At 51.9% G+C, this 24,119-nt stretch carries 25 protein-coding genes and 1 riboswitch; of the genes, 3 read left to right on the top strand and 22 right to left on the bottom strand.

What is annotated here, in order from left to right; translation table 11 throughout:
* The first annotated feature begins 146 nt into the window (after positions 1–146).
* Positions 147–1,739, top strand: a complete 1,593-nt coding sequence (gene serA / locus FPL14_RS26765; protein ID WP_182300580.1) for a phosphoglycerate dehydrogenase — start codon at positions 147–149, stop codon at positions 1,737–1,739.
* A 52-nt stretch (positions 1,740–1,791) separates the two neighbouring features.
* Here the strand turns inward: serA and FPL14_RS26760 are convergent, their stop codons facing one another.
* The 7 genes from FPL14_RS26760 to FPL14_RS26730 form a co-directional block, all read right to left on the bottom strand.
* Positions 1,792–3,018, bottom strand: a complete 1,227-nt coding sequence (locus tag FPL14_RS26760; RefSeq protein ID WP_182300579.1) for an MFS transporter — start codon at positions 3,016–3,018, stop codon at positions 1,792–1,794.
* 15 nt (positions 3,019–3,033) lie between these two features.
* The gene (locus tag FPL14_RS26755) at positions 3,034–4,485 is read right to left on the bottom strand and encodes a HAMP domain-containing sensor histidine kinase (RefSeq protein ID WP_182300578.1); all 1,452 of its coding nucleotides are present in this window, start codon (positions 4,483–4,485) and stop codon (positions 3,034–3,036) included.
* 3 nt (positions 4,486–4,488) lie between these two features.
* Positions 4,489–5,205 (bottom strand): response regulator transcription factor, encoded by a 717-nt coding sequence (locus tag FPL14_RS26750; protein ID WP_182300577.1) that lies wholly within the window; start codon positions 5,203–5,205, stop codon positions 4,489–4,491.
* A 42-nt stretch (positions 5,206–5,247) separates the two neighbouring features.
* Entirely contained in the window at positions 5,248–6,510 is a 1,263-nt protein-coding gene (gene ccsA / locus FPL14_RS26745; RefSeq protein WP_182300576.1) for a cytochrome c biogenesis protein CcsA, read from the bottom strand.
* Positions 6,507–8,216, bottom strand: a complete 1,710-nt coding sequence (gene resB / locus FPL14_RS26740; protein ID WP_182300575.1) for a cytochrome c biogenesis protein ResB — start codon at positions 8,214–8,216, stop codon at positions 6,507–6,509. The genes ccsA and resB overlap by 4 nt, the downstream gene beginning before the upstream one ends.
* 25 nt (positions 8,217–8,241) lie before the next feature.
* Positions 8,242–8,829: a redoxin domain-containing protein gene (locus FPL14_RS26735; RefSeq protein ID WP_229264021.1), complete on the bottom strand. Its 588-nt coding sequence runs from the start codon at positions 8,827–8,829 to the stop codon at positions 8,242–8,244.
* Positions 8,830–9,006: 177 nt separating this feature from the next.
* A complete protein-coding gene (locus FPL14_RS26730) occupies positions 9,007–9,918 on the bottom strand; it encodes an AraC family transcriptional regulator (protein ID WP_182300574.1) in 912 nt (303 codons plus the stop codon).
* A gap of 135 nt (positions 9,919–10,053) precedes the next feature.
* On the opposite strand from FPL14_RS26730, the gene FPL14_RS26725 reads away from it, so the two are divergent.
* Both FPL14_RS26725 and FPL14_RS26720 read left to right on the top strand, forming a co-directional pair.
* Entirely contained in the window at positions 10,054–10,902 is an 849-nt protein-coding gene (locus FPL14_RS26725) for a sugar phosphate isomerase/epimerase family protein (RefSeq protein WP_182300573.1), read from the top strand.
* A complete protein-coding gene (locus FPL14_RS26720) occupies positions 10,899–11,921 on the top strand; it encodes a Gfo/Idh/MocA family protein (protein ID WP_182300572.1) in 1,023 nt (340 codons plus the stop codon). The genes FPL14_RS26725 and FPL14_RS26720 overlap by 4 nt, the downstream gene beginning before the upstream one ends.
* Positions 11,922–12,211: 290 nt before the next feature.
* Here FPL14_RS26720 and FPL14_RS26715 read toward each other — a convergent pair whose 3' ends face one another.
* The 15 genes from FPL14_RS26715 to FPL14_RS26645 form a co-directional block, all read right to left on the bottom strand.
* Complete coding sequence (locus FPL14_RS26715; protein ID WP_182300571.1) at positions 12,212–12,817, bottom strand: carbohydrate-binding family 9-like protein; 606 nt, start codon at positions 12,815–12,817, stop codon at positions 12,212–12,214.
* A gap of 202 nt (positions 12,818–13,019) precedes the next feature.
* Positions 13,020–13,790: a pseudouridine synthase gene (locus FPL14_RS26710; protein ID WP_182300570.1), complete on the bottom strand. Its 771-nt coding sequence runs from the start codon at positions 13,788–13,790 to the stop codon at positions 13,020–13,022.
* A gap of 21 nt (positions 13,791–13,811) precedes the next feature.
* Positions 13,812–14,351 (bottom strand): spore maturation protein, encoded by a 540-nt coding sequence (locus tag FPL14_RS26705; protein ID WP_324617850.1) that lies wholly within the window; start codon positions 14,349–14,351, stop codon positions 13,812–13,814.
* A 5-nt stretch (positions 14,352–14,356) separates the two neighbouring features.
* Entirely contained in the window at positions 14,357–15,025 is a 669-nt protein-coding gene (locus FPL14_RS26700) for a nucleoside recognition domain-containing protein (protein WP_182300569.1), read from the bottom strand.
* Between the two features lie 2 nt (positions 15,026–15,027).
* Positions 15,028–16,047, bottom strand: coding sequence for a D-alanyl-D-alanine carboxypeptidase family protein (locus tag FPL14_RS26695; RefSeq protein WP_407644630.1), 1,020 nt, complete (start codon positions 16,045–16,047; stop codon positions 15,028–15,030).
* 50 nt (positions 16,048–16,097) lie between these two features.
* Complete coding sequence (locus FPL14_RS30865; RefSeq protein ID WP_182300568.1) at positions 16,098–16,271, bottom strand: hypothetical protein; 174 nt, start codon at positions 16,269–16,271, stop codon at positions 16,098–16,100.
* Positions 16,272–16,507: 236 nt separating this feature from the next.
* Entirely contained in the window at positions 16,508–16,999 is a 492-nt protein-coding gene (gene ytfJ, locus FPL14_RS26685; RefSeq protein ID WP_182300567.1) for a GerW family sporulation protein, read from the bottom strand.
* 184 nt (positions 17,000–17,183) lie between these two features.
* The gene (locus FPL14_RS26680; RefSeq protein WP_182300566.1) at positions 17,184–17,873 is read right to left on the bottom strand and encodes a DUF2953 domain-containing protein; all 690 of its coding nucleotides are present in this window, start codon (positions 17,871–17,873) and stop codon (positions 17,184–17,186) included.
* A 46-nt stretch (positions 17,874–17,919) separates the two neighbouring features.
* Entirely contained in the window at positions 17,920–18,537 is a 618-nt protein-coding gene (gene scpB / locus FPL14_RS26675; protein ID WP_182300565.1) for an SMC-Scp complex subunit ScpB, read from the bottom strand.
* Positions 18,506–19,291, bottom strand: coding sequence for a segregation and condensation protein A (locus FPL14_RS26670; RefSeq protein ID WP_182304179.1), 786 nt, complete (start codon positions 19,289–19,291; stop codon positions 18,506–18,508). The genes scpB and FPL14_RS26670 overlap by 32 nt, the downstream gene beginning before the upstream one ends.
* Positions 19,292–19,402: 111 nt before the next feature.
* On the bottom strand, positions 19,403–19,873 hold the full coding sequence (gene ribH / locus FPL14_RS26665) for a 6,7-dimethyl-8-ribityllumazine synthase (protein WP_182300564.1): 471 nt from the start codon (positions 19,871–19,873) through the stop codon (positions 19,403–19,405).
* A gap of 41 nt (positions 19,874–19,914) precedes the next feature.
* Positions 19,915–21,144, bottom strand: a complete 1,230-nt coding sequence (locus FPL14_RS26660) for a bifunctional 3,4-dihydroxy-2-butanone-4-phosphate synthase/GTP cyclohydrolase II (RefSeq protein ID WP_182300563.1) — start codon at positions 21,142–21,144, stop codon at positions 19,915–19,917.
* 14 nt (positions 21,145–21,158) lie between these two features.
* On the bottom strand, positions 21,159–21,824 hold the full coding sequence (gene ribE / locus FPL14_RS26655) for a riboflavin synthase (RefSeq protein WP_182300562.1): 666 nt from the start codon (positions 21,822–21,824) through the stop codon (positions 21,159–21,161).
* A gap of 3 nt (positions 21,825–21,827) precedes the next feature.
* Entirely contained in the window at positions 21,828–22,970 is a 1,143-nt protein-coding gene (gene ribD, locus FPL14_RS26650) for a bifunctional diaminohydroxyphosphoribosylaminopyrimidine deaminase/5-amino-6-(5-phosphoribosylamino)uracil reductase RibD (RefSeq protein WP_182300561.1), read from the bottom strand.
* A gap of 302 nt (positions 22,971–23,272) precedes the next feature.
* Positions 23,273–23,457, bottom strand: a riboswitch (FMN riboswitch).
* 165 nt (positions 23,458–23,622) lie between these two features.
* Positions 23,623–24,048, bottom strand: coding sequence for a peptidylprolyl isomerase (locus FPL14_RS26645; protein WP_182300560.1), 426 nt, complete (start codon positions 24,046–24,048; stop codon positions 23,623–23,625).
* Positions 24,049–24,119 lie beyond the last annotated feature (71 nt).

Here is a 24,119-nt window from a genome sequence, read left to right as displayed (position 1 = left end):
AGTAAAGGCAATTGGAACCACGCTCGTGCGTATGGCGATACAAGAAAAGAAGTGACCTTGCGGAGTCACCCTCTACGCACCGTTTGCCCGCTAAATGCGGAGAGCGGGGTTGAGGGTGTTTTCTATATATCGAAGGAGGGTTCCACATGTTTAAAGTATTGGTATCGGATCCGATTAGCGATTTAGGGATTTCGCTCCTAGTCGAAGCATCCGACATCTCCATTGACAAAAAGACTGGATTAAGCGAAGACGAGCTCGTTGCCATTATCGGCGAATACGATGCTCTGCTCGTTCGCAGCCAAACTCGCGTAACGGAAAGAATCATGAATGCCGGCAAACAACTGAAAGTCATCGGACGAGCTGGCGTCGGCGTCGACAATATCGATCTGGAAGCCGCAACGAAACGCGGAATTATCGTTATCAACGCTCCGGACGGCAATACGATCACGACTTGCGAGCATACTTTCGCTATGATGATGGCCGTCGCGCGTCATATCCCTCAAGCCTACTTGAAAACCGTCGGCGGCGTGTGGGACCGCAAAACGTTCGTTGGCGTCGAGCTTCGCAACAAGGTGCTCGGAGTACTGGGCATGGGCCGTATCGGCAGCGAAGTAGCCGCTCGCGCGAAAGCATTCGGCATGGACGTGCTCGGTTACGATCCGTTCCTGACGGAAGAACGCGCCGAGAAGATGGGCGTTCGCAAAGCATCCGTTGAAGATATTATCGCCGAAGCGGATTTCATTACTGTTCATACGCCTCTTACGCCGGAAACCCGCCATATGATCGGCAAAGATCAGTTCGCTAAAATTAAAAAAGGCGTTCGCATCGTCAACTGCGCACGCGGCGGAATCATCGACGAACTGGCGCTCGTTGACGCGATCAACGCCGGGCAAGTCGCGGGCGCGGCATTCGACGTATTCGAAGAAGAGCCGCCTGCAGCGGATCATCCGTTCTTGTCCCATCCGAAAATCATCGTTACTCCTCACTTAGGCGCTTCTACGATCGAAGCTCAAGAGAACGTAGCGATCGACGTTTCCGAGCAGTTACTGCACATTCTGCGCGGCGAGCCGTTCAAGAACGCGGTTAACATGCCTCCTGTCGCCGCCGACGTGCTTGCTAAGCTTGAGCCGTACTTCCAGCTCGGCAATAAACTCGGAAGCTTCGCGGCGCAAATCGCAGAGGGTCCCGTGAAGGAAATCGGCGTAACTTACGCCGGGGAATTGGCGGATGTCGATACTCAGCAGTTAACCCGCCATATCGTAAACGGCGTGCTCGCTTATCACCTTGGTTCCGACCAAGTCAACGTAGTTAACGCGATGCATTTGGCTAAGAGCCGCGACGTGAATATCGTCATCACGAAATCGCATGCTTCCAAAGGCTTCACTAACCAAGTGAGCGTCACGCTACGCACGGACAAAGAAGAGCGCCTCGTGGCGGGAACGTTATTGAACGGTTTCGGCCCGCGCATTACCCAAGTTGACAAATTCCCGATCGACGTTGAGCCTCAAGGTCATATCTTGCTCATCTCTCATCACGATAAGCCTGGAATCATCGGCCGCGTAGGAACGCTGCTCGGCACGAAAGATATCAATATCGCGACCATGCAAGTGGGACGTAAAATCGTCGGCGGCGCGGCAATCATGGTGCTCGGCGTTGATAAAGGCGTAACTAAGCAAGTGCTCGGCGAAATTTCCGCCCTGCCTGATCTGAACAACGCTAAGGAAGTTCACTTGTACTAATAGTAGAGCAAGAGACGATCCGACTTAGGTCTGGATCGTCTCTTTTTTTATTTTATATTTTATTCCGCACCAATAGCATAATGCCGAGTTGCGTTAGCGCCGCAAGCAGCAGAACGATCGGCAACGCTGGAGAGTTGACATCGCTCGCGAAAATGACCTGCAGCAAGATCGACAATACCCGGCCGACGTTTAGAAAGAACTCCTTTATGACGACCGACTCTATGCGAAACATCCCTCTCAATGGAAGCCCGTCCATAATTCTATAATAGTAGGAAGTCAACATATTAATTATCCAGGGCGCCATCAAGGAATAGATCGACATGAACAGGATAACCGTCCACAAGCTGATTTCGAACAGAAGCACGGCCGCTCCCGCCACGATCAACAGCGAGGCCGCGAATAACTCTCGCCTAATGGAGGTGGATTGGTTTTTGCGAGAAATAATATAACCGGTTACGATCGTGAGCAGAGCAAAGAAAACAGTCATATAACCAACTTGGTCTTCTCTGCCGACCGTTTGGTACATCAAAATGTTAGGAAGGAATAACATAAGTCCCTGAAACAATCCCAGCACGAGAAAGCCGAATAACGATAGTACCCATAACCGATTTTTCTTCATCATGAGGCCGGAATACTTCAAATAGTAAGTTCGATGATGGGAATCTATTCTCTTAATGCGCAGGCTGAAGAAAGAGGCTACTCCGAACAATGCGGATGCGGCTGCGAACGTCAGAATATAACCGCGCAAGCCTTCGAACAGACTGATCAAAAAACCCGACAGCGCCGGCCCCGCTAAGCCTGCCGAGTTAAATACGATCATATTGATGCCTAAATATTTCGATCGGTTTCTCGCGTTGGTTACGTCGTACATCAGAACGAGATACCCCGTCCAGTATAAACCCAAGGCGAGTCCGTTAAACACCGCAAACAACGGGTAATACGCCACTACCTTCTCTTGAGCGAAATTAACGACAAGAAAAAAGACCGTGATCAACGCAATGCCGAGGCGATACGTGACCATGCGATCTTTCTTCTTTGCGATCCAACCTCCGATGGCGAACGCGATCGGAGTCATTCCATATACGATGAGGTTGAATATCCCATTAATGGCCAAATCCTCGGTCAGGCGCCATAAGTACAAATTCAGGAATAGACCCGACATCGAAGCCCCGAACTGAAAGCAACCGTGAATAAAGATGGCGACTCGGGCTTCCGGAGACAACGACGTCTCCGATACGAATTTCGTCCGAGGCCGAGGCCATTGCAAGCAAAGTTTCATGCTGTTTCCCCTTTGCTAGCGCTTCGATGCTTGATTGTTCTTCTTGCGGTTTGCTGTCATGGGAAGCATGATCGTAAATGTCGTTCCTTCGCCGGGCGAGCTAATCGCGCTAATCGTTCCCCCGTGAGCCACGATCAAATTTTTGACGATGGCTAAACCTAACCCCGTTCCGCCTGTCGTCTCTCTCTTGCGGGCTTTATCCGCCTTGTAGAATCGTTCGAATATATACGGTAAATCCTCGTGCGGAATTCCTTGGCCTTCATCCTTGACCTTAAGCTCTAGCCAATCTCCCTTCGGCTTGACCACCCTTGTGGCGCATAATGCAATAGAAGCGCCTGATGGCGTATGGCGCAGCGCGTTATCCATCAGATTCGTCAGCACCTGCTCCAGACGATCGGCGTCCGCCGCTTCAACGATCAAACTCGGATCTTCCTCCGTCTTCGACAGAACGATCTGGCGCTCTTTGGCCAAAGCCGAGAATTTACGATATACCCGCGACATTAAGCCGTTAACGTCAAGAGGTTGGAAATTCATTTCGAGATAACCGGCTTCCATCCGCGCTAAGTCTAGCAAATCCTTGACCAGCCGCCCCATCCTCAGCGACTCGTCATGAATGACTTGCACGAGCTCCCTGCGTTCCTCGGGAGAGGCTGCGATATCATCCATGAGCGCTTCGCTGTACCCCTGCACCATCGAGAGCGGAGTTCGAATTTCATGCGATACGTTCGCAACGAAATCCTTGCGCATCTTATCGACGCGGAATTCCTCGGTCACGTCCCTAAGAACGGCTACCGCTCCTCTGACGGACTCGGTAGACGCGAGCGGAGTCATGACGACGGACCATACGCCGCTTTTGACGTGTACCTTGACGGTAAGCTCCTTGCCGCTAGTGATGACGTTGCGGAACGTTTCCCGCAATGGTCCGGGAACGTTGGCATCCTTCTCCGGCAACTCTTCGTCAGACCAATCGACGGAGCTCCAATCTTCTAGCAAATACCGGCCTTGAGGATTGGTCAGAATGACCTCGCCATTGGCATCGAAGGAGATGACGGAATCCGTCATGCTTTTCAGGACGCTGCTGAGATGATCCCGTTCGTGTTGGAGATCGCGGATCAACGTATGAAGCTCGGAAGCCATCTGATTAAAGGTGTTAGCAAGCTCGCCGATCTCGTCGGACGAACGGATCGCCACACGGGTCGTGTAGTCGCCTTGCGCGACCCGATTCGCCGCGTCCTTCATTTCCCTTAGCGGCTGGGTGATCTTAGTCAACAAGAAGAAAGCGAAGAAAGTCGTTAACAGAAAACCGATTATTCCCGCGTAACTGAACAATCGCTTGATCGCAAGCGGGTCGGTAAACGTGAGATCGATGTACTCCAGCAGGAACAAGCCCAGCGTAAGAATGACTACGGCAACCAAACCCATGATCGTCAGCCACATCTTGCCGACGACCGTTCTCCATATCGCCATAGACTACTTCGCCGCCTCCAGCTTGTACCCTACGCCCCATACGGTCGTAATCATCGAAGCCGCCTCCGAAGACACGCGATTCAGCTTCTCGCGAAGCCGTTTGACATGGGTGTCCACGGTACGCAGGTCGCCGAAGAAATCGTAGTTCCATACGTCCTTCAGAAGCTCTTCGCGCGAGAACACCTTGTCCGGCGTACTTGCCAAATAGTGAAGCAGTTCGTATTCCTTCGGCGTCAAATTCACCTCTTGGCCGCTTGCGGTAACGCGGTGCGCGTCATGCTCGATGACCAAGTATGGAAACACGATGTTGTTGCTCGTATTCAATTCTTTCGATAGGAACGCCGTTGCCGACGAACGCCGTAAAATCGCCTTGATGCGGAAGATGACTTCCCGCGGGCTGAACGGCTTCACGACATAATCGTCCGCGCCGACTTCGAAGCCTTGCACGCGATTGACTTCCTCGCCCTTGGCCGTAAGCATGAGCACGGGAGTCGCTTTCTGCTGGCGAAGACGGGCGCATACTTCGATTCCGTCGATTCCGGGCAGCATAAGATCGAGCACGATCAGATCGAAATCGTCTTCTTGCGCCATGCGCAATGCGGTTTCTCCGTCTTCCGCTTCTTCGATCAAATATCCTTCTTTCTCCAAATACATTCTGAGCAGACGACGAATTCTTTCTTCGTCGTCTACGACCAATATCCGATTACCGGCATTATTCATCCGAATGCGCTCCTTTCGGCTCTTCGCCTTAATTGTGCCACATTATACCCCTGCGTAAGAATGCAATCCGGCAATAACGAGATTAACCCCGACTAGAGTAAACATGACGACCAAGAAACCGATAACCGCCAGCCAAGCCGAGCGGGTTCCCTGCCAGCCGCGGGAAAGCCGTAGATGCAAATATGCGCTGTAGAACAACCACGTAACGAGCGCCCATACTTCCTTCGGATCCCAGCCCCAGAAACGAGACCAGGCAATTTCCGCCCAGATCATCGCGAAAATGAGAGCTCCTAACGTGAAGATCGGGAATCCGATCGCGATCGCCCGGTAACTGATTTCCTCCAAGTCTTCCGGATCGATATCCGATAGATGAGGATGAATAACCGCGGTCAGCTTCTTGCGGGCAATCAGTCTCAGCACTCCATAAACGACCAAGCCCGCGATAATGGACCAAATGACCGTATTCAGCTTGCGTCCCGCATTCACTCCGTTCAGCCAAGGGAATGATTCGAACGCAGGTTCTTTCATCCCGAGGAACGATTGGAAGGATACGATTTCGCTATTGTATGGAGCTACGATCGGCGGAAGGCTATATACGACTTCCTTCACCTCGGAGCTTGCGATTCCGTTATCGTCGATCGTAACGGTCTCTTGTTTGAATACCGACTCGTACCCCGCGCCTCGGAACCCGAATACGGCGACAAGGAATCCGATCAGCACGATAATGACGAAGAGCGAAAACTCCGTCCAACGTTGAGCGCGTTTGCCCGCTTTATCTTCGCGGGTAAAATCGACCACGCGAATTAGCTGCATCAGCGCGGCGGCGAATCCGACCGCGAAGAAAGCTTCGCCGAGCGCGGCCGTCGTCACATGGATTTTCAGCCAGTAGTTATTCAATGCCGGGATGAGCGGCTGTACTTCGGACGGAAACACGGATGCATATGCAATTATGATAACTACTAAAGGCAGCGCAAATGCACCCAGCAACATATTACGGTAGATTAAGTGTACGACGATAAACGCGAACATGATCGCCATGCCGAGGAACGTCATGAACTCGTACATGTTACTGGTTGGAATATGACCGCCGCCATACCAGCGGGTAAAGAAGAACGTCAGATGAGCCAACCAACCAATGACGGCTGCCCCGAATCCGAGTTTGCCCCAACGGTTAGTATGGTCTTCCGGCTTGCGATTACTCCAGCGTTTGCCTCCGACCGCAATGGCGAAGAAAATAAAAGAAGCGCAATACAAATAAAATGCGACGATAAAAGCGTCACTGCTGAAATCTAGCCACCACGTCAACGTACATTCCTCCTGTTATCTAACGACTTGGGATCGACTTCAGTGCCCGTTCGTCCCAAAGCCCATGCAACGTCGGCCCTTAAGCCGAAGCTGTTCTTATTCGTATGTCCTCCAAGCGAAAGCTTGCCGTCGTCGATCCGCAACCAAATTCTCCGGTGCTGCCAGTAGAAGCCCATGATGAGACCGATCATGGAAATCGCCGCGCCGACCCAGATATAAGGCATTGCCTTGTCCATACGGATGTTCAGATAGGTCGTGTATTCGGAATACTTGATATTATTCATTTTACCATCGACGATCGGGTTTTCCACCTTAATTGCGAAAATCCCCGTGCTATCTCCTCTTTGCTTGAAGCTATCATTAAGGAGCTTCTCGTAAAATTTGCTCTTCTCGCTAGGCATGGGGAAGTAAATATAGATTTCGCCTTTAGGTTTAACATCGGGTCCTTCGATTCTAAACACGAATGCCGGGTTGTTCGGCTCGCGCGTCTTCGTCATCGGACGGTTCTGCTCGTCCAAGCTGAAGTCCGGATAATAATCGTTAAGCTTCAACGTATACGGACCGACTTGATACGTTTCCGCCGGATCGTCCATCAGCAGGTCAAATGAGCCTATTGGCTTTTCCGTTGCCGTGTCCATTAGAGAAGGATGTACCGAGATGAAGCGTACCCGCTCTTGAAAGCTGTTCTGGTACAGTTTCAAGCCTTTATAAGACAAGGCGCTGTTCACGCGGATTTCATGCTCTTTCACTTCCGTCAGCTCAGGATCCTTGACCGGATCGTCGCATGCGTCCGTGCACTCGTACAGCCGCGCTTTCGTCTCGTACAGCTTTACGACCTTCGTACCTTTCTGGTTTTGCGCGAGCTCGCTCTCCGGGTAGTAGTCCACGGTGAACTTTTCGTTCTTCACGTAGTAGTTCGTGCCCGGTATTTGTCTCGTCTCTCCTTCATAGAGAGCGAGGTACTGATCCATATGCCATGCAGGGATACCGCGGCCCAATACCGCCAGCAGGAAAATAATAAGTCCGATATGGTTGATATAGGGACCCCAACGGCTAAATCGGTTCTTCTCCGCCAACAACGCCCCGTTTTCTTGCCAGATCCGATAATGCTTACGCTTAAGCTGCTTGCCGAAATCCGTTATCCATGCTTCGGAATCTCCCTGCACGTCGCCGGTATAAACGACCTGTTGCCGGGTGATGAATTGGAGATGCTTGCGGATTTGCTGTTTGGCCAACGCGCGGTACAGCGGAAGCACGCGATCCAGGCTACAGACGACTAGGGATGTCCCGATCATGACGAGCAGCGTAACGAACCACCACGACTCATAGGTTCTGGATAAACCGAGCGCATGGTAAATGACCCCGAGCGTCCCATGCTGCTCTTTGTAGTATGCCGCAAACTCGGAGTATTCCGTTAAGTTGATCAACGTGCTCTCTTGCTGGAAGACCGTTCCCAGAGCCGCTCCCAACAAAGTAATAACGATCAAATAGACCGCGATTTTGACCGATGAGAAAAAATTCCATATCCGATCGACGATATGAGGGTTCGCTTTTTGCGATCTGCGGGCGACCCCGTCATATCTCATTTCTAAGGGAGCGCTTTCGTCATTGAGCAAATCCTCGAGGAGCGGTTTGCCGCACGATTCGCATAATACCGTACCTACGGGATTCTGATGTCCGCATTCGCACTTGGTGTTCTGAAACAACTGTGAAGCCTCCTTAACTTTCCGCTCACGACTTCATCAGTCGTTCGACGCGCACTTCGATCTCTTCTTCCGTTAACAAACCGCCTATGACGACCTCTTGAATTTTTCCGTTTGAGGATATGAAGAACGTCGTCGGGTATTGCTTGAGCCCGTACGCTTTTTCGGTTCGTTTGTCCTTGTCCATCAAGATCGGAAAGTTAACCCCGACTTGGCGTATAAAACTTTCCGCGGTCAAGTGGTCTTCGCTCAAATTGATTCCGATCAGCTCCAGCCCCTGTCCCTTCCATTTCTCGTATTGATTCTGCAAGGCGGGCATCTCGTTCCGGCATGGCGGACAGAAAGTCCCCCAGAAATTAATGATCAACGGTTTGCCTTCGTAATCTTGCCACTCGTGCACCTGACCGTCCAATCCCGCCAAACGGAAAGCGGGAGGCTTATCCCCCTTCGTAAGTACGACACTTTTCGAAAATAACGAATTGCCGATCGCAAATCCTCCAACGAGGAGTACGGCGGCCAATATGATATATTGAATTGTTTTCCGATGACGCCCCATTAGAACATTTTCACCACCTGTATCCAATACTTTCATTGTAACGGAATGATTGTCTAGCATCAATCAACACTCTCCAGTATACGTTGGTTTTACTGGATTTTCGCAGTTTTGTTTGTCAAAATTAGCACAATGCAACCCAGCGTTATTGATCGTAAACGATCATCGATTCCAGGTAGGTTATCGACAAAGAACAGACTCCGGGAAAATCCCCGGAGTCTTCGTTTTATTCCCATTCCCTCATGGTTTCGAAGTCGGTATGCGGGAAGTAACCGATTTAGCGTATTCGGAGGGCGACATGCCCGTCATTTTCCGAAAATCCTTCGAGAAGTAATGTATGCTCGCGTAGCCCAGCCGTTCGGCGATTTCCGTAAAGTTACAACGGTTCTCGCGTATAGCCGACTTGACGAATTCGATCCGAAGGTGCTTGAAATATTCCAGCAGTCCCATCGAGGTATGGTTGTGAAACACTTCGCGGAGGCGGCTCCGCCCCAGATGAAATCGCTTGCTGAGCTTATCCAGCTCAAGCGGCTCCGAGATATGATTTTTCATATACTCGACGATCCCGTTAACGACATCCGCTTCGCTATTGCTCTCTAACTGAAGGGGGGTACCGATTTGGCCGAACAAGCTGTCCGGGTGCTTAATGAGTCGGATTAGCGAAATCAATAACACCTCTAAATATGCTTTAATCAGTTGTTCGCCTGCAAACGGGGCGTTTTCTTGGCGGATCAAGTTATGCGAAGACGGATCGTCGAACGGAGGCGCAAAGCATTGGTATCCTTCCTTAACGATGACCGAGAGCAACTTCTTTTCCTTATCCTCGAGCGCGAAAACGCGATCCTCCAGCATAGCCATCGCCGGCGAAGGGCATTCGAACGAAATAACGACCAAGTTGGGCGGCTTATGATGTTTATGGACTCTCACGGTATGAAACTCATTCGGCTTATGGAAAATGAGCTGACCTTGCTTCAGCTCGTATATGCGATCGTCCGCCCGAACTTCAGTCTCCCCCTTATCCACGTACAAAAACTCCCAGAAGTCGTGCTCCTCGCCATCGAACGCATAACCTGTGGCATATTCGAAATAGTGGAAGGAAATCAACTTATCCACCGATACATGCTCTTGAAGCGCTAACTTGGCAAACTCCATCGGAATCCCCTTCCCTATCGTCCGTCCGGCCGTTACGCCTGACGGAATGTGCAAATATATCGGTCAATTGGATAAAGGCAAGTCTCTTCCCGCTTACTATAATCGACTCAAACGACAATAAGGAAGTGTTGGAAGATGAGAAAAGGCATTAATATTTGGTCCTTCCCAGCCCATTATAGCATTGATACAAGCTTGAGTTTAGCTGCGGAAGCCGGATTCGAGGGCATTGAGCTATCGCTGGATGAGGAAGGCGAGTTGAGCCTAGGCAGCAGCGAAGCAGATCTAAACAAACTTCGCGATCGTGCGAAGGATCTCGGCCTTCAACTGCCCAGCCTTGCAAGCGGTCTATTCTGGAACTACTCCTTAACCAGCTCCCAGAGCGACATTCGCGCAAAGGCATACGATATTGCCCGCAAGCAGCTCGAATGTGCCGCGATTCTCGGGGCGAATACGGTATTGATCGTTCCGGGAGCGGTCGGCGTAGACTTCATTCCGGGCTCGGAGGTCGTTCCTTACGAGCAGGCTTACGATTACGCGTTGGAGGCATTCGTCAAGCTAGCCCGCGAAGCGGAGTCGCTGCAAGTTTCCATCGGGATCGAGAACGTGTGGAACAAATTCCTCCTATCTCCGCTCGAGATGCGCGGATTCATCGACCAGATCGCTTCTCCTTTCGTGGGATCTTATTTCGACGTGGGAAATGTCGTCTATTCCGGTTATCCCGAGCATTGGATTCGCATCCTCGCCCACCGAATCAAGAAGGTACACTTCAAGGATTACAGAAGAGAAGCGGGCGGACTGCACGGCTTTGTCGATTTGCTGGCCGGCGACGTGGATTATCCGGAGGTGGTAAAGGCTCTCCAAGACATCGGTTACGACGATTACGTGACGGCGGAGATGATACCTCCCTATAAGCATCATGCGGAGCAGATCATATACAATACTTCTAATTCTATGGATCAAATTCTCGGGAGGGGCAGAGCATGATCAGAATCGGTTTAATCGGATTAGGCTTCATGGGAAGAACGCATCTAGAAATCTACGATCGGCTAGAGAAAGAAGGAGTACAGGTAGTCGTAACGGCGCTGTGCGACGTTGACCCCATAAAAATGGAAGGCGGAGCGGTTGTCGGCAATATCGGATCCGACTCGGGCTCCTCTCTTGACTTCAACCGTTATCGCAAGTATACGAGCGTGTCGGATATGCTTGAGAACGAGCAGTTGGACGCGGTCGATATTACGCTCCCTACTTTTCTCCACAAAGATGCAGCGATTCAATGTCTGCAGCACGGAGTGCACGTACTCTGCGAGAAGCCAATGGCGCGAGATTTCCAGCAATGCGCGGACATGTCGGCAGCAGCCGCGAATAGCGGCCGCCAGCTCATGATCGGTCAATGCCTGCGCTTCTGGCCTGCTTACGTGCGGCTTAAGAAGCTCGTCAAGGATCAGACTTACGGAAAGGTGCTCGCGGCTTCGTTCTATCGCGGCGGCGGAACGCCTACATGGGGAGCATGGCTGACAAATAACGAGCTGAGCGGCGGCGCGATGCTGGACATGCACGTGCATGATACGGATGTGGTCAACTGGCTGTTCGGTAGGCCGAATTCGGTCTCCTGCCAAGCACGCAATGTTATCCCGGGGAGCGGATACGACATCGTCTCTACCCATTATCAGTATGACGACGGCAAGATCGTGAACGCGCAGGCGGATTGGACTTTGCAAGGCGACTACGGCTTCGACATGTCGTTCCGGGTTAATTTCGAACGGGGAAATATCGTCTTGAAGGACGGCGTCGTGCGGGAAAATCCCAACGAAGGCAAAGGCTTCGTTCCCGAGTTATCCCCCGAGCTCGGCTACTACCACCAGCTGCGCTACTTTGTGGAACGCTTGCTGCAGGATAAGCCGATCGAAGAAGCCAGCCCCAACGAAACGATGGACAGTATCGCCATCATAGAAGCCGAGATCCGCTCCGCCAATGCCGGCGGAGCATGGACCGAGATTGGTTGAACTTACATCGAATTAAAGAAATACGTTTACATGTTTTCGTAATGCGCGTAAAAAAGGGACCGACTCAAAAGTAGGGAATCTCACTTAGGAGATCGCTCACTTAACCAACGAACGACGTGAAAATGATGAAATGGCGATACTAGGGAAGTCATCCCTGTATCGCCATTTCGCATTTTCGTCACTACGTTGCCCTACGCATTGTTATCCGAAACCGATGAGAAAAAGAGGGCATGTATTTCCTGGAGAAGCGGAAGCGTTTGCCTTTGCTGCCGCTAGGCGCGCGAGAACAATTAGCGAAATAGCAAGCGGCCAAAGCTATGCGGGCGATGAAATTGATGTTCGCCCGTCGGCGACCATGCGGAAAATTCGATTTCCCGATGCGGGGGACGGTCAATGCGATATAAATTAAAAAGCCAGGCATCGCCGGGAATCGGGGGAATATTCGACGCGGAGGCGAACTCCCGTAACGGAATCCCCAGCTCCGCGCTCCATGAACCTTTGGCCTTGTCTACATGGACAGCCGTTACAATCGTTTGCTCGGTTCGGGCATACGACAGGAGATGGCCGTTCAAGTCGTTGTGTATTGCGTAATGCAAACAAGCATTGAGCGGATTTACCTCGATTTCGATATACGATTTCAAATCGCAATTGTCGTCAATAAACAGCTCGACGACTTCTTCGTTATAGATCGGGTCATTAAAATTCGTCATGCTTGCGTAGATATGGGCGTCCGCGCAATGAAATGCCGCATACAGCCATCGCTCGTTCCATAACAGCCTAGCCGTCGTAGCTTGCTTTGGCTCTTGTCCCGTAGCCGCGTCGCGGAGATTTACTTCGGCGGCCAACCTCCACTCGGGCTTGCTAAGATCGCCGTTTATTTCCAGATCGCCGTTCACCCTATTGCACGTATACTCAAAGATTCTATATCGCTCCCAACCGACGAATTGCTATCGAAGCCGGCAAAGAAGTTCCCGTTGATAGCCAACCCTCGTTAATATAGTAATATTTCGGATGATGAAGTCCATTATAACGAAAACACCGGGGTCAAGGGCAAGAACCCGACCGCCGGTATTAACCACAGTTTGACGCAATATGGGGTTAGTCTTGAGCGAGTTCCGACGCCACGGTATCAGGCGTAATCGCTACGCCCGCTACCGAATCTTGGAGCATCTTGATTTCTTCCGCCGTAAGCCGGCGGTTCTTCCCGCGTTGGAGATTGCCTAGAGACAGCCCGCCGAAAGAAATTCTCTTCAATCGCGTGACCGGGTGGTTAATCGCATCGAACATCCGACGGACTTGGCGGTTGCGGCCTTCGTGAATCGTAATGGCGATCGTGGCGAATTTCTTCTCCGGATCGATATCATGATACTCCACCTCGGCAGGCGCCGTCATGCCGTCCTCCAGCTTGATGCCCTTCTGCAGCTTCTCCAGCGCGTTGCCGTGAGGAACTCTCTCCACGGTAGCATGGTAAGTTTTAGGCACATGATGGCTCGGATGCGTAAGCTTGTGGGCCAGATCGCCGTCGTTCGTCATGAGCAGCAGCCCTTCGGAATCGTAGTCCAGTCGCCCGACCGGATATAACCGTTCCTTGATTTCCTTCATGTAATCGGTAACGACGCTTCGGCCTTGGGGGTCGGATACGCTCGTAATAACCCCTTTAGGCTTATTAAACATAAGATATACTTTCGCTTCTTTCTTAATCGGTTTGCCGGATACCGTAATGACATCCTTCGTCGGATCGGCTTTAACGCCAAGCTCCGTTACGACTTCTCCGTTAACCGTAACTTTGCCGGCCGTAATGAGTTCTTCGCATTTTCTTCTAGAAGCGACTCCTGCATTCGCAAGAACCTTCTGTAATCTTTCTTCCACGGACTTTCACCTCATCATCCATCATACCAAGCCGAACAGCAACCAGCAAGCGGCAACGGCGGCGAAAAACCCGACGAAGTCGGAGATAAGGCCTACTTTGAGCGCGTAACGAGAATTTCGTATGCCCACGGCGCCGAAATAAACGGTCAACACATATAACGTCGTGTCCGTGCTCCCTTGGATGGTGGATGCGATTCTAGCCGCGATCGTATCGGGGCCTTGTTCTTTAATTAAATCGGTAACGAACGCAAGAGAACCCGCTCCGGTAATCGGACGCAATAGAGCTAGCGGAAGGACGTCTCCGGGAATGCCGAAGCCCTCCAGCAGAGGCCTAATGAGGCCGATTAAAGCATCCATGGCGCCCGATGCCCGGAACATGCCGATCGCCGTCATCATGCCGACGAGATGCGGAATGATGCTGACCGCGGTCTGAAAACCGTCTTTGGCTCCGTCGATGAAAGATTCGTATACCGGAACTTTGCGCAAGGATGCATATAAAGGTATGAAAGCGATAAGTACGGGAATCGTCCAAGTCGAGATCATCTGAATTAACGAGATCAATTCGTTCAGCCTCCTCCGATAGGAGCGGAAGGCTTAGATACGGAAGTTGGCGGCGATGCTCCGTTATGAAGTTGAATGGTTGGCGCGCTTGGCGGGGCTTTGCTTCTCCTGCGGTACCACCTGTCCACCAAAATAGCCGCCCCCGTTGAAACAATAGTCGCAAGCAAGGTCGGAGCGACGATATCCGCGGGATGCACGGCGCCGAAATTCATTCGGATCGCGATCATCGTCGTTGGCACAAGGGTTATGCTTGCCGTATTAAGCGCCAGCAGCGTACACATCGCCGGAGTGGCGATCGTGGGATTCGGATTCATTTTCTGCAGCTCCTGCATTGCTTTGATTCCCATCGGAGTGGCCGCGTTCCCTAATCCGAGCAAGTTAGCGCTCATATTGGACAAGATGTAGCCCATGGCGGGATGGTCGTCCGGCACGTCAGGGAACAGCTTACGAACGACCGGGGCCATGATGTCGGCTAACTTGCGAACGAGCCCCGCGTCCTCAGCTATCCTCATGAGCCCCATCCAGAACACGAGAATGCTGATCAATCCTAAGCATACGGTTACGCCGGTCTGCGCGCCGCCGAACGCCGCTTCCGCCACTTTTTCCATTTTCCCGTTCGCCGCTCCGAAAATTACGCTAACGACGATCATGCCCATCCAAATCCAATTTACCATCCCTACGTCCCCCTTTGCAGGAACAGCGCTTTAAGCGCAGCCCTTACGGAAGCGATAAAAGATTTCGTCGGCGAGGTCTGAACGTCCGTCGGTTGGGCCGACTCTCGGTCGCTCGCCGATAGCGGAAGCTGCCGTTGCCCGGATTGAGTCGGCTCGGGTTTGTCGATGAACGGTACGGTTCCGATCAGCCGATCGTTCAATACGAACTTCAGTTGTCCTCGATACCCTAAGTTATATTGCACCGTACCCTTGCGCAAGGGGGCCAATCTAATTTCCAATTGCTCTCGCTCCCCTTTGGCAAAAGGATAAGAGAAGCTATTTGCGACCTGGAACGGATAACCTGCGATCGGTTCGCCGTTCTTCGTGACGCTTGCAAGCGGAAAATGGGCAAAACCGTAATCAAGCAAATTGCGATGGTCTTTCCAATCATCCCCGTCGTTCAGGGTAACCGCTACGAGTTGCTGTCCTCCGCGGGTCGCCGAACTCACCAACGTACGAAGCGCCTGCTTCGTATAACCCGTCTTAACTCCATCCGCCCCTTCGTACATCGTGAGCATTTTGTTTTTATTCACCCATTTGTAATCCCATTTGTCGTTCGGGTTTGGTGCCGACTTTACCTGCGTCTTGACGATGTTCGCGAAATCCGGGTTATGCAGCGCGTAAACCGTAAGTTTGGCTAAGTCGTTCGCAGAGGAGTAATGCCCCTGCTCGTCCAATCCGTGCGGATTCATGAAATGGCTGCGGGTTAGCCCGATTTCTTCCGCCTTCTTGTTCATAAGGAATGCGAAACCTTCCACCGACCCGCCGACATGCTCTGCGATTGCAGTTGCAGCATCGTTTCCCGAACGTAGCATGAGCCCGTACAATGCGTTTCGCAACGTCATTTTGTCTCCGGCTTTCAGGTACAGGGATGAACCTTCTTTACCTGCGGCCAGAGGGCTTACCTTAATCGTGCTATCCAGCTTGCTATGCTCGATCGCGACGATCGCGGTCATGATTTTCGTCAAGCTTGCGATTTTCATCGGCTCGTCCCCGCGCTGGCTGAACAAGATACGACCCGAAGTAACGTCGGCTAGCGCGCCGCTCTCGCATGGTTGGTTGGAGGCTTAGGCCATTTATTGATCTCTGTGGCGGATATTTCCGGAGCCGCATGGGCTTCCGAATGTAAACTAACCATGAGCAGCGGAACCGCGATCAAACCCGTCCATAATTTGCGGGCATAACGATTTCCGGTAAAGGTGAACATGCGTTTCCTCCTTGAACGACTAGCCGTCTAGTACAGCGGTTTCGGCCTGTCCGAAAAGATCATGTAACCATTTTATGTATGCATGTCCCTAAGTATGTAAGCGGCGTGTTTAGAGTGGAAATGTTCGCGATTCGAATCGCTTATAACGACAACGCGCCCGTATTGAAAATCTGCCTACAGCAAAAAGCCGGCCGAAGATGGCCGGCAATGCGATTCGTATCGGCGCACTGGACATATTACATGAGATTGTTGTTGGCCGGATTAATTGGGCTAGGCGGAATTTGGTTAGTCGTGTTTGCTATGCTTCCGTCCTTCTGAAACGCGTTTTTCAATTTATCCACCCATTGCGGCGCGGCATCGATCAAACGCTCTAGAATATGGGTTTGGTTGTCCAACGGTACGACTTTGACGCCTTGCGCGCCAACGACGAGGAAAGCAATCGGAGTGATCGATACGCCGCCGCCGCTACCTCCACCGAACGGAAGCGATACGGAAGCATTATGCGAGTCTTGTCCGTTCGATTTCGCAGATCCTCCCGATGATGCATCGTCTAGAGCGCTGAACTCGCTTCCTCCGGCCGCAAAACCGAATCCGACTTTCGAGATCGGCATAATGACGCTGCCATCCGGAGTTTGAACCGGTTCTCCGACAATCGTGTTGACGTCCACCATATCTTTGATATTTTCCATGGCGGTTTGCATTAATCCGTTAATCGGATGCTGAGTCATTTTTCATATCCTCCCTATGTTGCATGATCGTGTTGATCAATATGTTCCCCATAGTGTACTTACGTCATTCACCCAAGTTTTGCGACATTATTATCCGCGAAAGCAACGCAAAATAAAGGCACCGCTTTTGGCGAGCAGTGCCTTTTCTTTACGCAAACATGATAACGAACAGATTCAGCAGCTATTAACGAACGCTTTCCGGTGGACCGGACAGCCAGCTTCGCCAAGCTCGAACGGCTCTGCCTATGCGGACCGTGCTCGTTCCAAGCTTCAAGATTGCCCACAAGGCGACGCTCAAACGAATGCGGAAATCCGCTTCCCAAACAATCGAGAATTCGACCGATGAATAATTCGGCGCCACTTCGCTCTTGGGCGAAGTTTTCAAAGACAGCAATTGACCGGCGGCACCGGAAGCGCAACCGGATATTGCCCATAACAGCCCCGTAATCACCGCCGTAGAAGCCGCATCTCCCGTACCGACGCGAAAATCAAGGCGCCATCGGGTACACTCGATTTTTTTCAACGAGTACCTGGCCCATCTCTTGAATTTCTTCGTCGACAGCAATATCGTCCGATAGGCTCTCGCGTAACGTATGATCGTCCCTCTGCCGATGATTCGCTTTTTCTGTTTCTTCTTTGAACCAGGGAGGTTTCCATCCTTGCGCTCCCGGTACACCACATTCAAGCCGCGAATGACGATGGAAGGCAAGATGACCTGGTATTGAAACAGACCGTAAAGGGCTTGAATAACGACGACGAGTTGATCCAATCGGCCGCTGCGCGAATACCGTACCCGAACCCTAATCCGGGACACCAAAGCTGCGGCCAGTCCAACGATCACAAGTGCCAATACGATCCAAAGCCAGAAGGCCATACTTTCCCCGCCTTTCCTAGGGGTAGTATGACCTTCTGGCTTAACTTCATTCCATATCCAGTTCCTTATCCATATCTTCCATAGATAGCTGACGGCCTTCGATCCGGTCGAACAGCATTTTCGTTCTCTCTTCGAGCTCGTCATCGCCGTCCGAGATCGTCGGTTCGGGCAGGTTGGAAATACTCGCCAAGCCGAAATAATCGAGGAACGACTTAGTCGTTCCGTACAAGATCGGCCTGCCTAACGCTTCAGCCCGGCCCTTCTCCTCGATTAAATCCTTGTTTATTAAATTATGTAACGCGCGGTCCGCTTTGACTCCGCGAATTTCTTCGATTTCAATCCGGGTAATCGGTTGCCTATAGGCAATGATCGACAACGTCTCCAATGCCGCTTGCGATAGAGCCGATCGAGTCGGGGAGTACGCCAGTTTCTCGAAATAAGGAGCATGCTCGATGACGGTCGTCAGACGATACCCTCCGGCGACTTCGGCTATCCGAATTCCGCGGTTTTTCTTGGAGAGCTCTTTCTGCAGATCCTTCAGCACGTCCTTGACGACTTCGATGTCCGTCTCGACGACTTCGGCAGCCGTCTTGGCGCTGATTCCTTCGTCGCCGGATACGAATAGAAGTCCTTCAAGTACTGATTTCAATGTCGAGTAATCCATTGTTATCCTCTCTCCCCGTCCACGTCAACACGATCTCGTCGAATAATCCGCTCTGGTGGCATGAAATCCACTTGCGCTTCATCAATTCGAGTATTGCGAGAAAAGTAACTACGATTTCCTCGCGATCATCCCCATCCCCCAGTAACTGGGAAAACAGCAACTTCCCATCATGAGACCGGCTTTTTAACGTCTCGATGATATCGAAAATCCGGTCTTTGACCGAGATTTCGTCTTTACGAATAGACGATACCCGATGCCGTCCCGCTAATCGGCGCATCGCTTTCTGGAACGCGTTAACCAGATCGTCCACGTGAAGCCCTTCCACCGGATTCGATTGAACGACCTTCTCGAACGGAGATAGATCTGCGGGCTCGCGCGTATAAACCTGGCTCCGGTCCCACTCTTTCTCGCGGAGTTGACCGGCGACCGACTTGAATTTGCGGTATTCGATCAGCTTGCGTATAAGCTCCTCGCGCGGATCCAAATACTCGTCGTCCTCCACCGTGAGCCAAGGCTCTTCGGTAACGGGCGGCTTCGGCAGCAACTGCCTGCTCTTCATGGACAGCAGCGTCGCGGCCATAACGAGAAACTCGCTGGTAATGTCAAGCTCCAACTCTTGCATTGCCGCCAAATACTCCATATATTGATCCGTGATATCATTGATCGAAATATCCTGAATATCGATTTCCGCTTTATCTATTAGATGCAGCAGCAAATCGAGCGGCCCTTCGAACGTTTCCAGCTTGTACAGCATTGCCACGCGAGTTTCTCCTCCTACTTAGGTCAACCTTTAATGGCGATTGCGAGCATGGCGCGAATCGGACATCCGTCAAAGCTGACTTATCCCACTTTCGCTATTATAACATTAACCGGAGATCGCACGGGACAAATTCGCCATTTCGATCGCAGTAGACGCAGCTTCCCAGCCTTTGTTGCCGGCTTTCGTGCCCGCGCGCTCGACCGCTTGCTCGATGCTGTCCGTCGTAAGCACTCCGAAAATCGTCGGAACGCCCGTTTTCAGCGAGATCGCCGCGACGCCTTTAGCTACTTCATTGCAAACGTAGTCGAAGTGGGGAGTAGAGCCGCGAATAACCGCGCCAAGAGTAATAACGGCGTCGTATTTGCCGCTCTCCGCAAGCTTCTGCGCGATAAAAGGAATTTCGAACGCGCCCGGTACCCATGCGATCTCGATTTCGTTCTCTTCCGCTCCATGGCGCTTCAACGCGTCCAACGCTCCGCCCAACAATTTTGAAGTAATAAACTCGTTAAACCTTCCGACGACGATTCCGTATTTTAACCCCTTGGAAATTAAGTGACCTTCGTATACGACTGACATGTCATTCATCCTCTCTTAGATAGGTAATCGTTTTATTTTGATTAAATTTCGTAATCCGGGTCGCCTTTGAAAGACAGCAAGTGACCTAATTTCGATTTTTTCGTGTGCAAATAACCGGTATTGTCTTCGTTCTCGGTCATTTGGATAGGCACGCGTTCGACGACGTTAAGGCCATAACCTTCCAACCCTTTGATTTTGCGCGGATTGTTCGTCAGGAGACGAATATCCCGGATGCCGATATCTTTCAGAATTTGAGCGCCGATGCCGTAATCTCTCAAGTCGGGAGCAAAGCCCAATTTAAGATTCGCGTCTACCGTGTCCAAACCTTGCTCTTGCAGCTGATACGCGCGCAATTTATTGATTAAGCCTATTCCGCGGCCTTCTTGCCTCATATAGAGCAGAACCCCGCTTCCGGCTTCGTCGATTTGTTTCAGCGCGGCTTCCAATTGGGGGCCGCAATCGCAGCGATGGGAATGGAAGACGTCTCCCGTCAAGCATTCCGAATGCACGCGGACGAGCACCGGCTGCGAACCGTCGATCTCTCCTTTAACGAACGCGACGTGCTCTTTATTATCGACCTCGTTCGTATAGGCAATCGCTTGGAACGTACCGAAATCGGTCGGCAATCTCACTTCGACTTCTCTCTTGACGAGCTTTTCTTTCTCGTTGCGATAATGGATTAAATCTTTGATCGAAATCAGCTTAAGGGAATGTTCCTTGGCGAACTCTTCAAGATCGGGCAGCCTCGCCATCGTACCGTCTTCTTTTATCACTTCGCAAATGACGGCGGCCGGAGAAGAACCGCACATTTTGGCCAGATCTACCGCAGCTTCCGTATGTCCGGCCCTTCTAAGCACTCCGCCGTCTTTCGCGATCAACGGGAAAATATGCCCCGGTCTGCGGAAATCGCTCGGTCTTGCGGAAGGATCGATAAGCGCCTTAACCGATACGGAACGTTCAGGCGCGGATATTCCCGTCGTTGTCGAGACGTGGTCAACCGAGACGGTAAACGCCGTGCCGTGATAGTCCGTATTGTGACTGACCATCGGCGGCAGGTCAAGAGCTTCCGCTCTCTCTTGCGTAATCGGCACGCAGAGCAGTCCTCTTGCTTCCCGGATCATGAAGTTAATGACTTCCGGCGTAGCTTTGTCCGCAAGCGCGACAAGATCCCCTTCATTCTCCCGATCCTCGTCGTCGACGACGATAATGACCTTCCCTCTCATCAAATCATAAATCGCATCTTCTATCGGGTCAAAATGTCTGTATGTCATTCCTCTCGCTCCTTTCACATAAAACCATTATCACGCAGAACGGATTCCGTTAAGCCGCCGGATTTCGTGGCCGGCCGTCCATCCCGCAAGCTCAGCAAATGATCGACGTATTTCCCTAAAATGTCGCATTCGACGTTCAAAACGTCGCCCGGCTGTTTTATTTGCAGCACCGTTTCCCGTAAAGTGTGCGGAATGATCGATACGGTAAAAGTACCGGAATCCCTATCCACCGATACGACCGTCAGGCTAATTCCGTCAAGCGTTACCGAACCTTGCTGCACAACGTTCCTGAGCAATCGAGGATCGTTCGGTTCGATCGTGAACACGACCGCGTTCGCTTCCGAAGATCTCCCTCTGATCGTCCCCGTCCCGTCCACGTGCCCTTGAACGAGATGACCTCCGAATCTCCCTCCGGCCATCATCGCCCTTTCCAAATTTAAAGGGCTGCCCGTTTGCAAACGTTGCAAAGTCGTGAGCCGGTAAGTTTCCGGCATGACATCTACCGAGAACGTAGAACGGTCGAAGTCGACGACGGTAAGGCAGACCCCGTTGACCGCGATGCTATCGCCCATCTTAACGTCGGATAGCACTTTGGAAGCGGCAATGCCCAGAATCATCGCTTCGCCCCGGCGCTGTACCGATCTCAGCGTTCCTATCTCTTCGATAAGTCCAGTGAACATCACTTAATCCTCCTTAGGGGCAACGGCCGTTGGTTCCGCTGCTGTAGCCGCCTTGGTCTCGGGATACCCCGTGATACACCAGTCGTCGCCGTACGTCTGCATCGATACGCGGCTTAAACGTATGGCTGACGACATCTCATCGGGTCCCTTGAATTGGAATGCCGAAGGAGCGCCTTCCCCGCCGACGACAATCGGTGCGTAGAACAGCATGACCTTGTCTACGAGCCCCGCTTCCAACATCGCCCCGTTCAGCACGCCCCCGCCTTCCAGCAGGATCGAGTTGATCCCTTGCCGTCCCAACGACTCCATCGCGATCGTTAGATCGACCCGATCGCCGGAGCCGCAAGCCACCACTTCGAAGCCAAGTTCACGAAGTTTGGCGCTCTTCTTCTCGTCGGCTTGCTCGGTCGTCAGAACGATCGTAGGCGCCGAGTCGTTCAGCAATCTGGCTTCTGCCGGAATTTTGAGCTTGGAATCGACGACGATTCTAGTCGGGTTCAAACCGGGAACGCTTAACCTTGTCGTTAGCTCCGGATCGTCCGCTAGCACCGTTCCCACTCCCACCATGATGGCGCTATGGCGGTGGCGGAGCGTATGCACCGCTTCTCTCGATTCGGCACCCGTGATCCAGCGGCTATGGCCGGTATGCGTGGCGATGCGGCCGTCCAAGGATAATGCGGTTTTTAAGGTGACGAACGGTCGTCCCGTCACGATGAATTTGTTAAACACCTCGTTAAGTTGGACGGATTGGGCTTCAAGCACCCCGACTTTTACCTGAACGCCTTCCTCCCGCAAACGCCGAATGCCATTGCCTGCCACGAGCGGGTTCGGATCTAACGCGGCCACGATGACCCTTGATACGCCTTCGGAGATCAGGCGCTCGCAGCAAGGCGGAGTTTTTCCGTAATGGCTGCAGGGCTCCAAGGTGACGTAAGCGGTCGCTCCCTTTGCCCGATCTCCAGCCATGTTTAATGCGAGCACTTCGGCGTGTCCTTCGCCGCGTTTCAAGTGCGCTCCCATTCCGACGATCCGGCCCTCTTGCACGATGACGCAACCGACTACGGGATTCACGCCGGTTTGACCGGTGGCGCCGCTCGCCATGTTCAATGCAAGCTGCATATAAAATTCGTCATTCAGCACTTCCATGAGCCTCTCTCCTTTCCCGCACCGTAGACCGGAATACTCAGTTCAAACAACAGAAAACCCCCGCGGCCGGAACCTCGGGGGCGATAGATGCACAGCGATAAATAGACCTTCAGAGCATGCCTTGAAAAAGCAATTCGAACACAAGCCGCTTATGTAGCATCGACAAAAACTGCCGACGCGCATAACGAAACAGCCTGTCATAGTCGCAGGTTTGTGAAAAAAAGAACAATAACTTGCGTTGTCGTTCATCAATCTGTCTGCCTGAGGCTATGTTTGCTTTCTTGGACACGGCTTGGCCGCTGCGCTTCCTTCTCCCATCCAGACTATAACTGTCGGTCCCGGAATTTCACCAGGTCCACCGCACCACGCTCGCCGGTTGTTCCGGTAGCAGCGATGACGGGTCACGGACTGACGGCCCCATGCTTATCAATAAGCGATACGGCCGATCACCGTCGGTGGGGAATTACACCCCGCCCCGAAGGTAAGCAACTTATTGAAAAGAAGTTTACCATCCCTTATCGCAAATTGCAAGCGATACACTAGGAATTAATGCCAAGTTTGTCTGGCTATCAATAGGAACCATGGCCAATAGACAAAACCGTGCCGATCCCCTTCCGAGGCTCAACACGGTTTCGTTGTCTTGGATTTTCAATTAGCTGACGCGAATCGATTCCATCTTTTCTTGGCCTTTAAGCGCGTCCACGTGTTCCATGCCGGATGTTACTTTACCGAATACGGTATGTACGCCGTCAAGATGCGGTTGCGGGTTATAGCAAATGTAGAACTGGCTTCCGCCGGTGTTCGGTCCGCGATGAGCCATTGCCAAACTGCCGCGATCGTGTTTATTCGGGTTATGCTCGCAATTGATCGAGTATCCCGGCCCGCCGGTGCCGTTGCCGTTCGGACAGCCTCCTTGCGCGACGAACCCCGGAATGACGCGATGGAAAGGAATTCCGTCATAGAAACCTTCGTTCGCGAGTTTCTCGAAGTTGGCAACCGTATTCGGAGCGTCCTCGTTGAACAATTCAAGATTAATTTCGTTGCCGTTAGCCATTTTAATAACCGCTTGTTTGGACATTTGTATTTCCTCCTTCAATCATATCGCTTTATTGTACAACAAGACCAAGATCGAAAGAAAGCCGAATCCTC

The organism is Cohnella cholangitidis (genome assembly GCF_014107495.1).
Taxonomy (GTDB): Bacteria; Bacillota; Bacilli; order Paenibacillales; family Paenibacillaceae; genus Cohnella; species Cohnella cholangitidis.
This window is presented reverse-complemented; position numbering and strand designations above follow the sequence as displayed.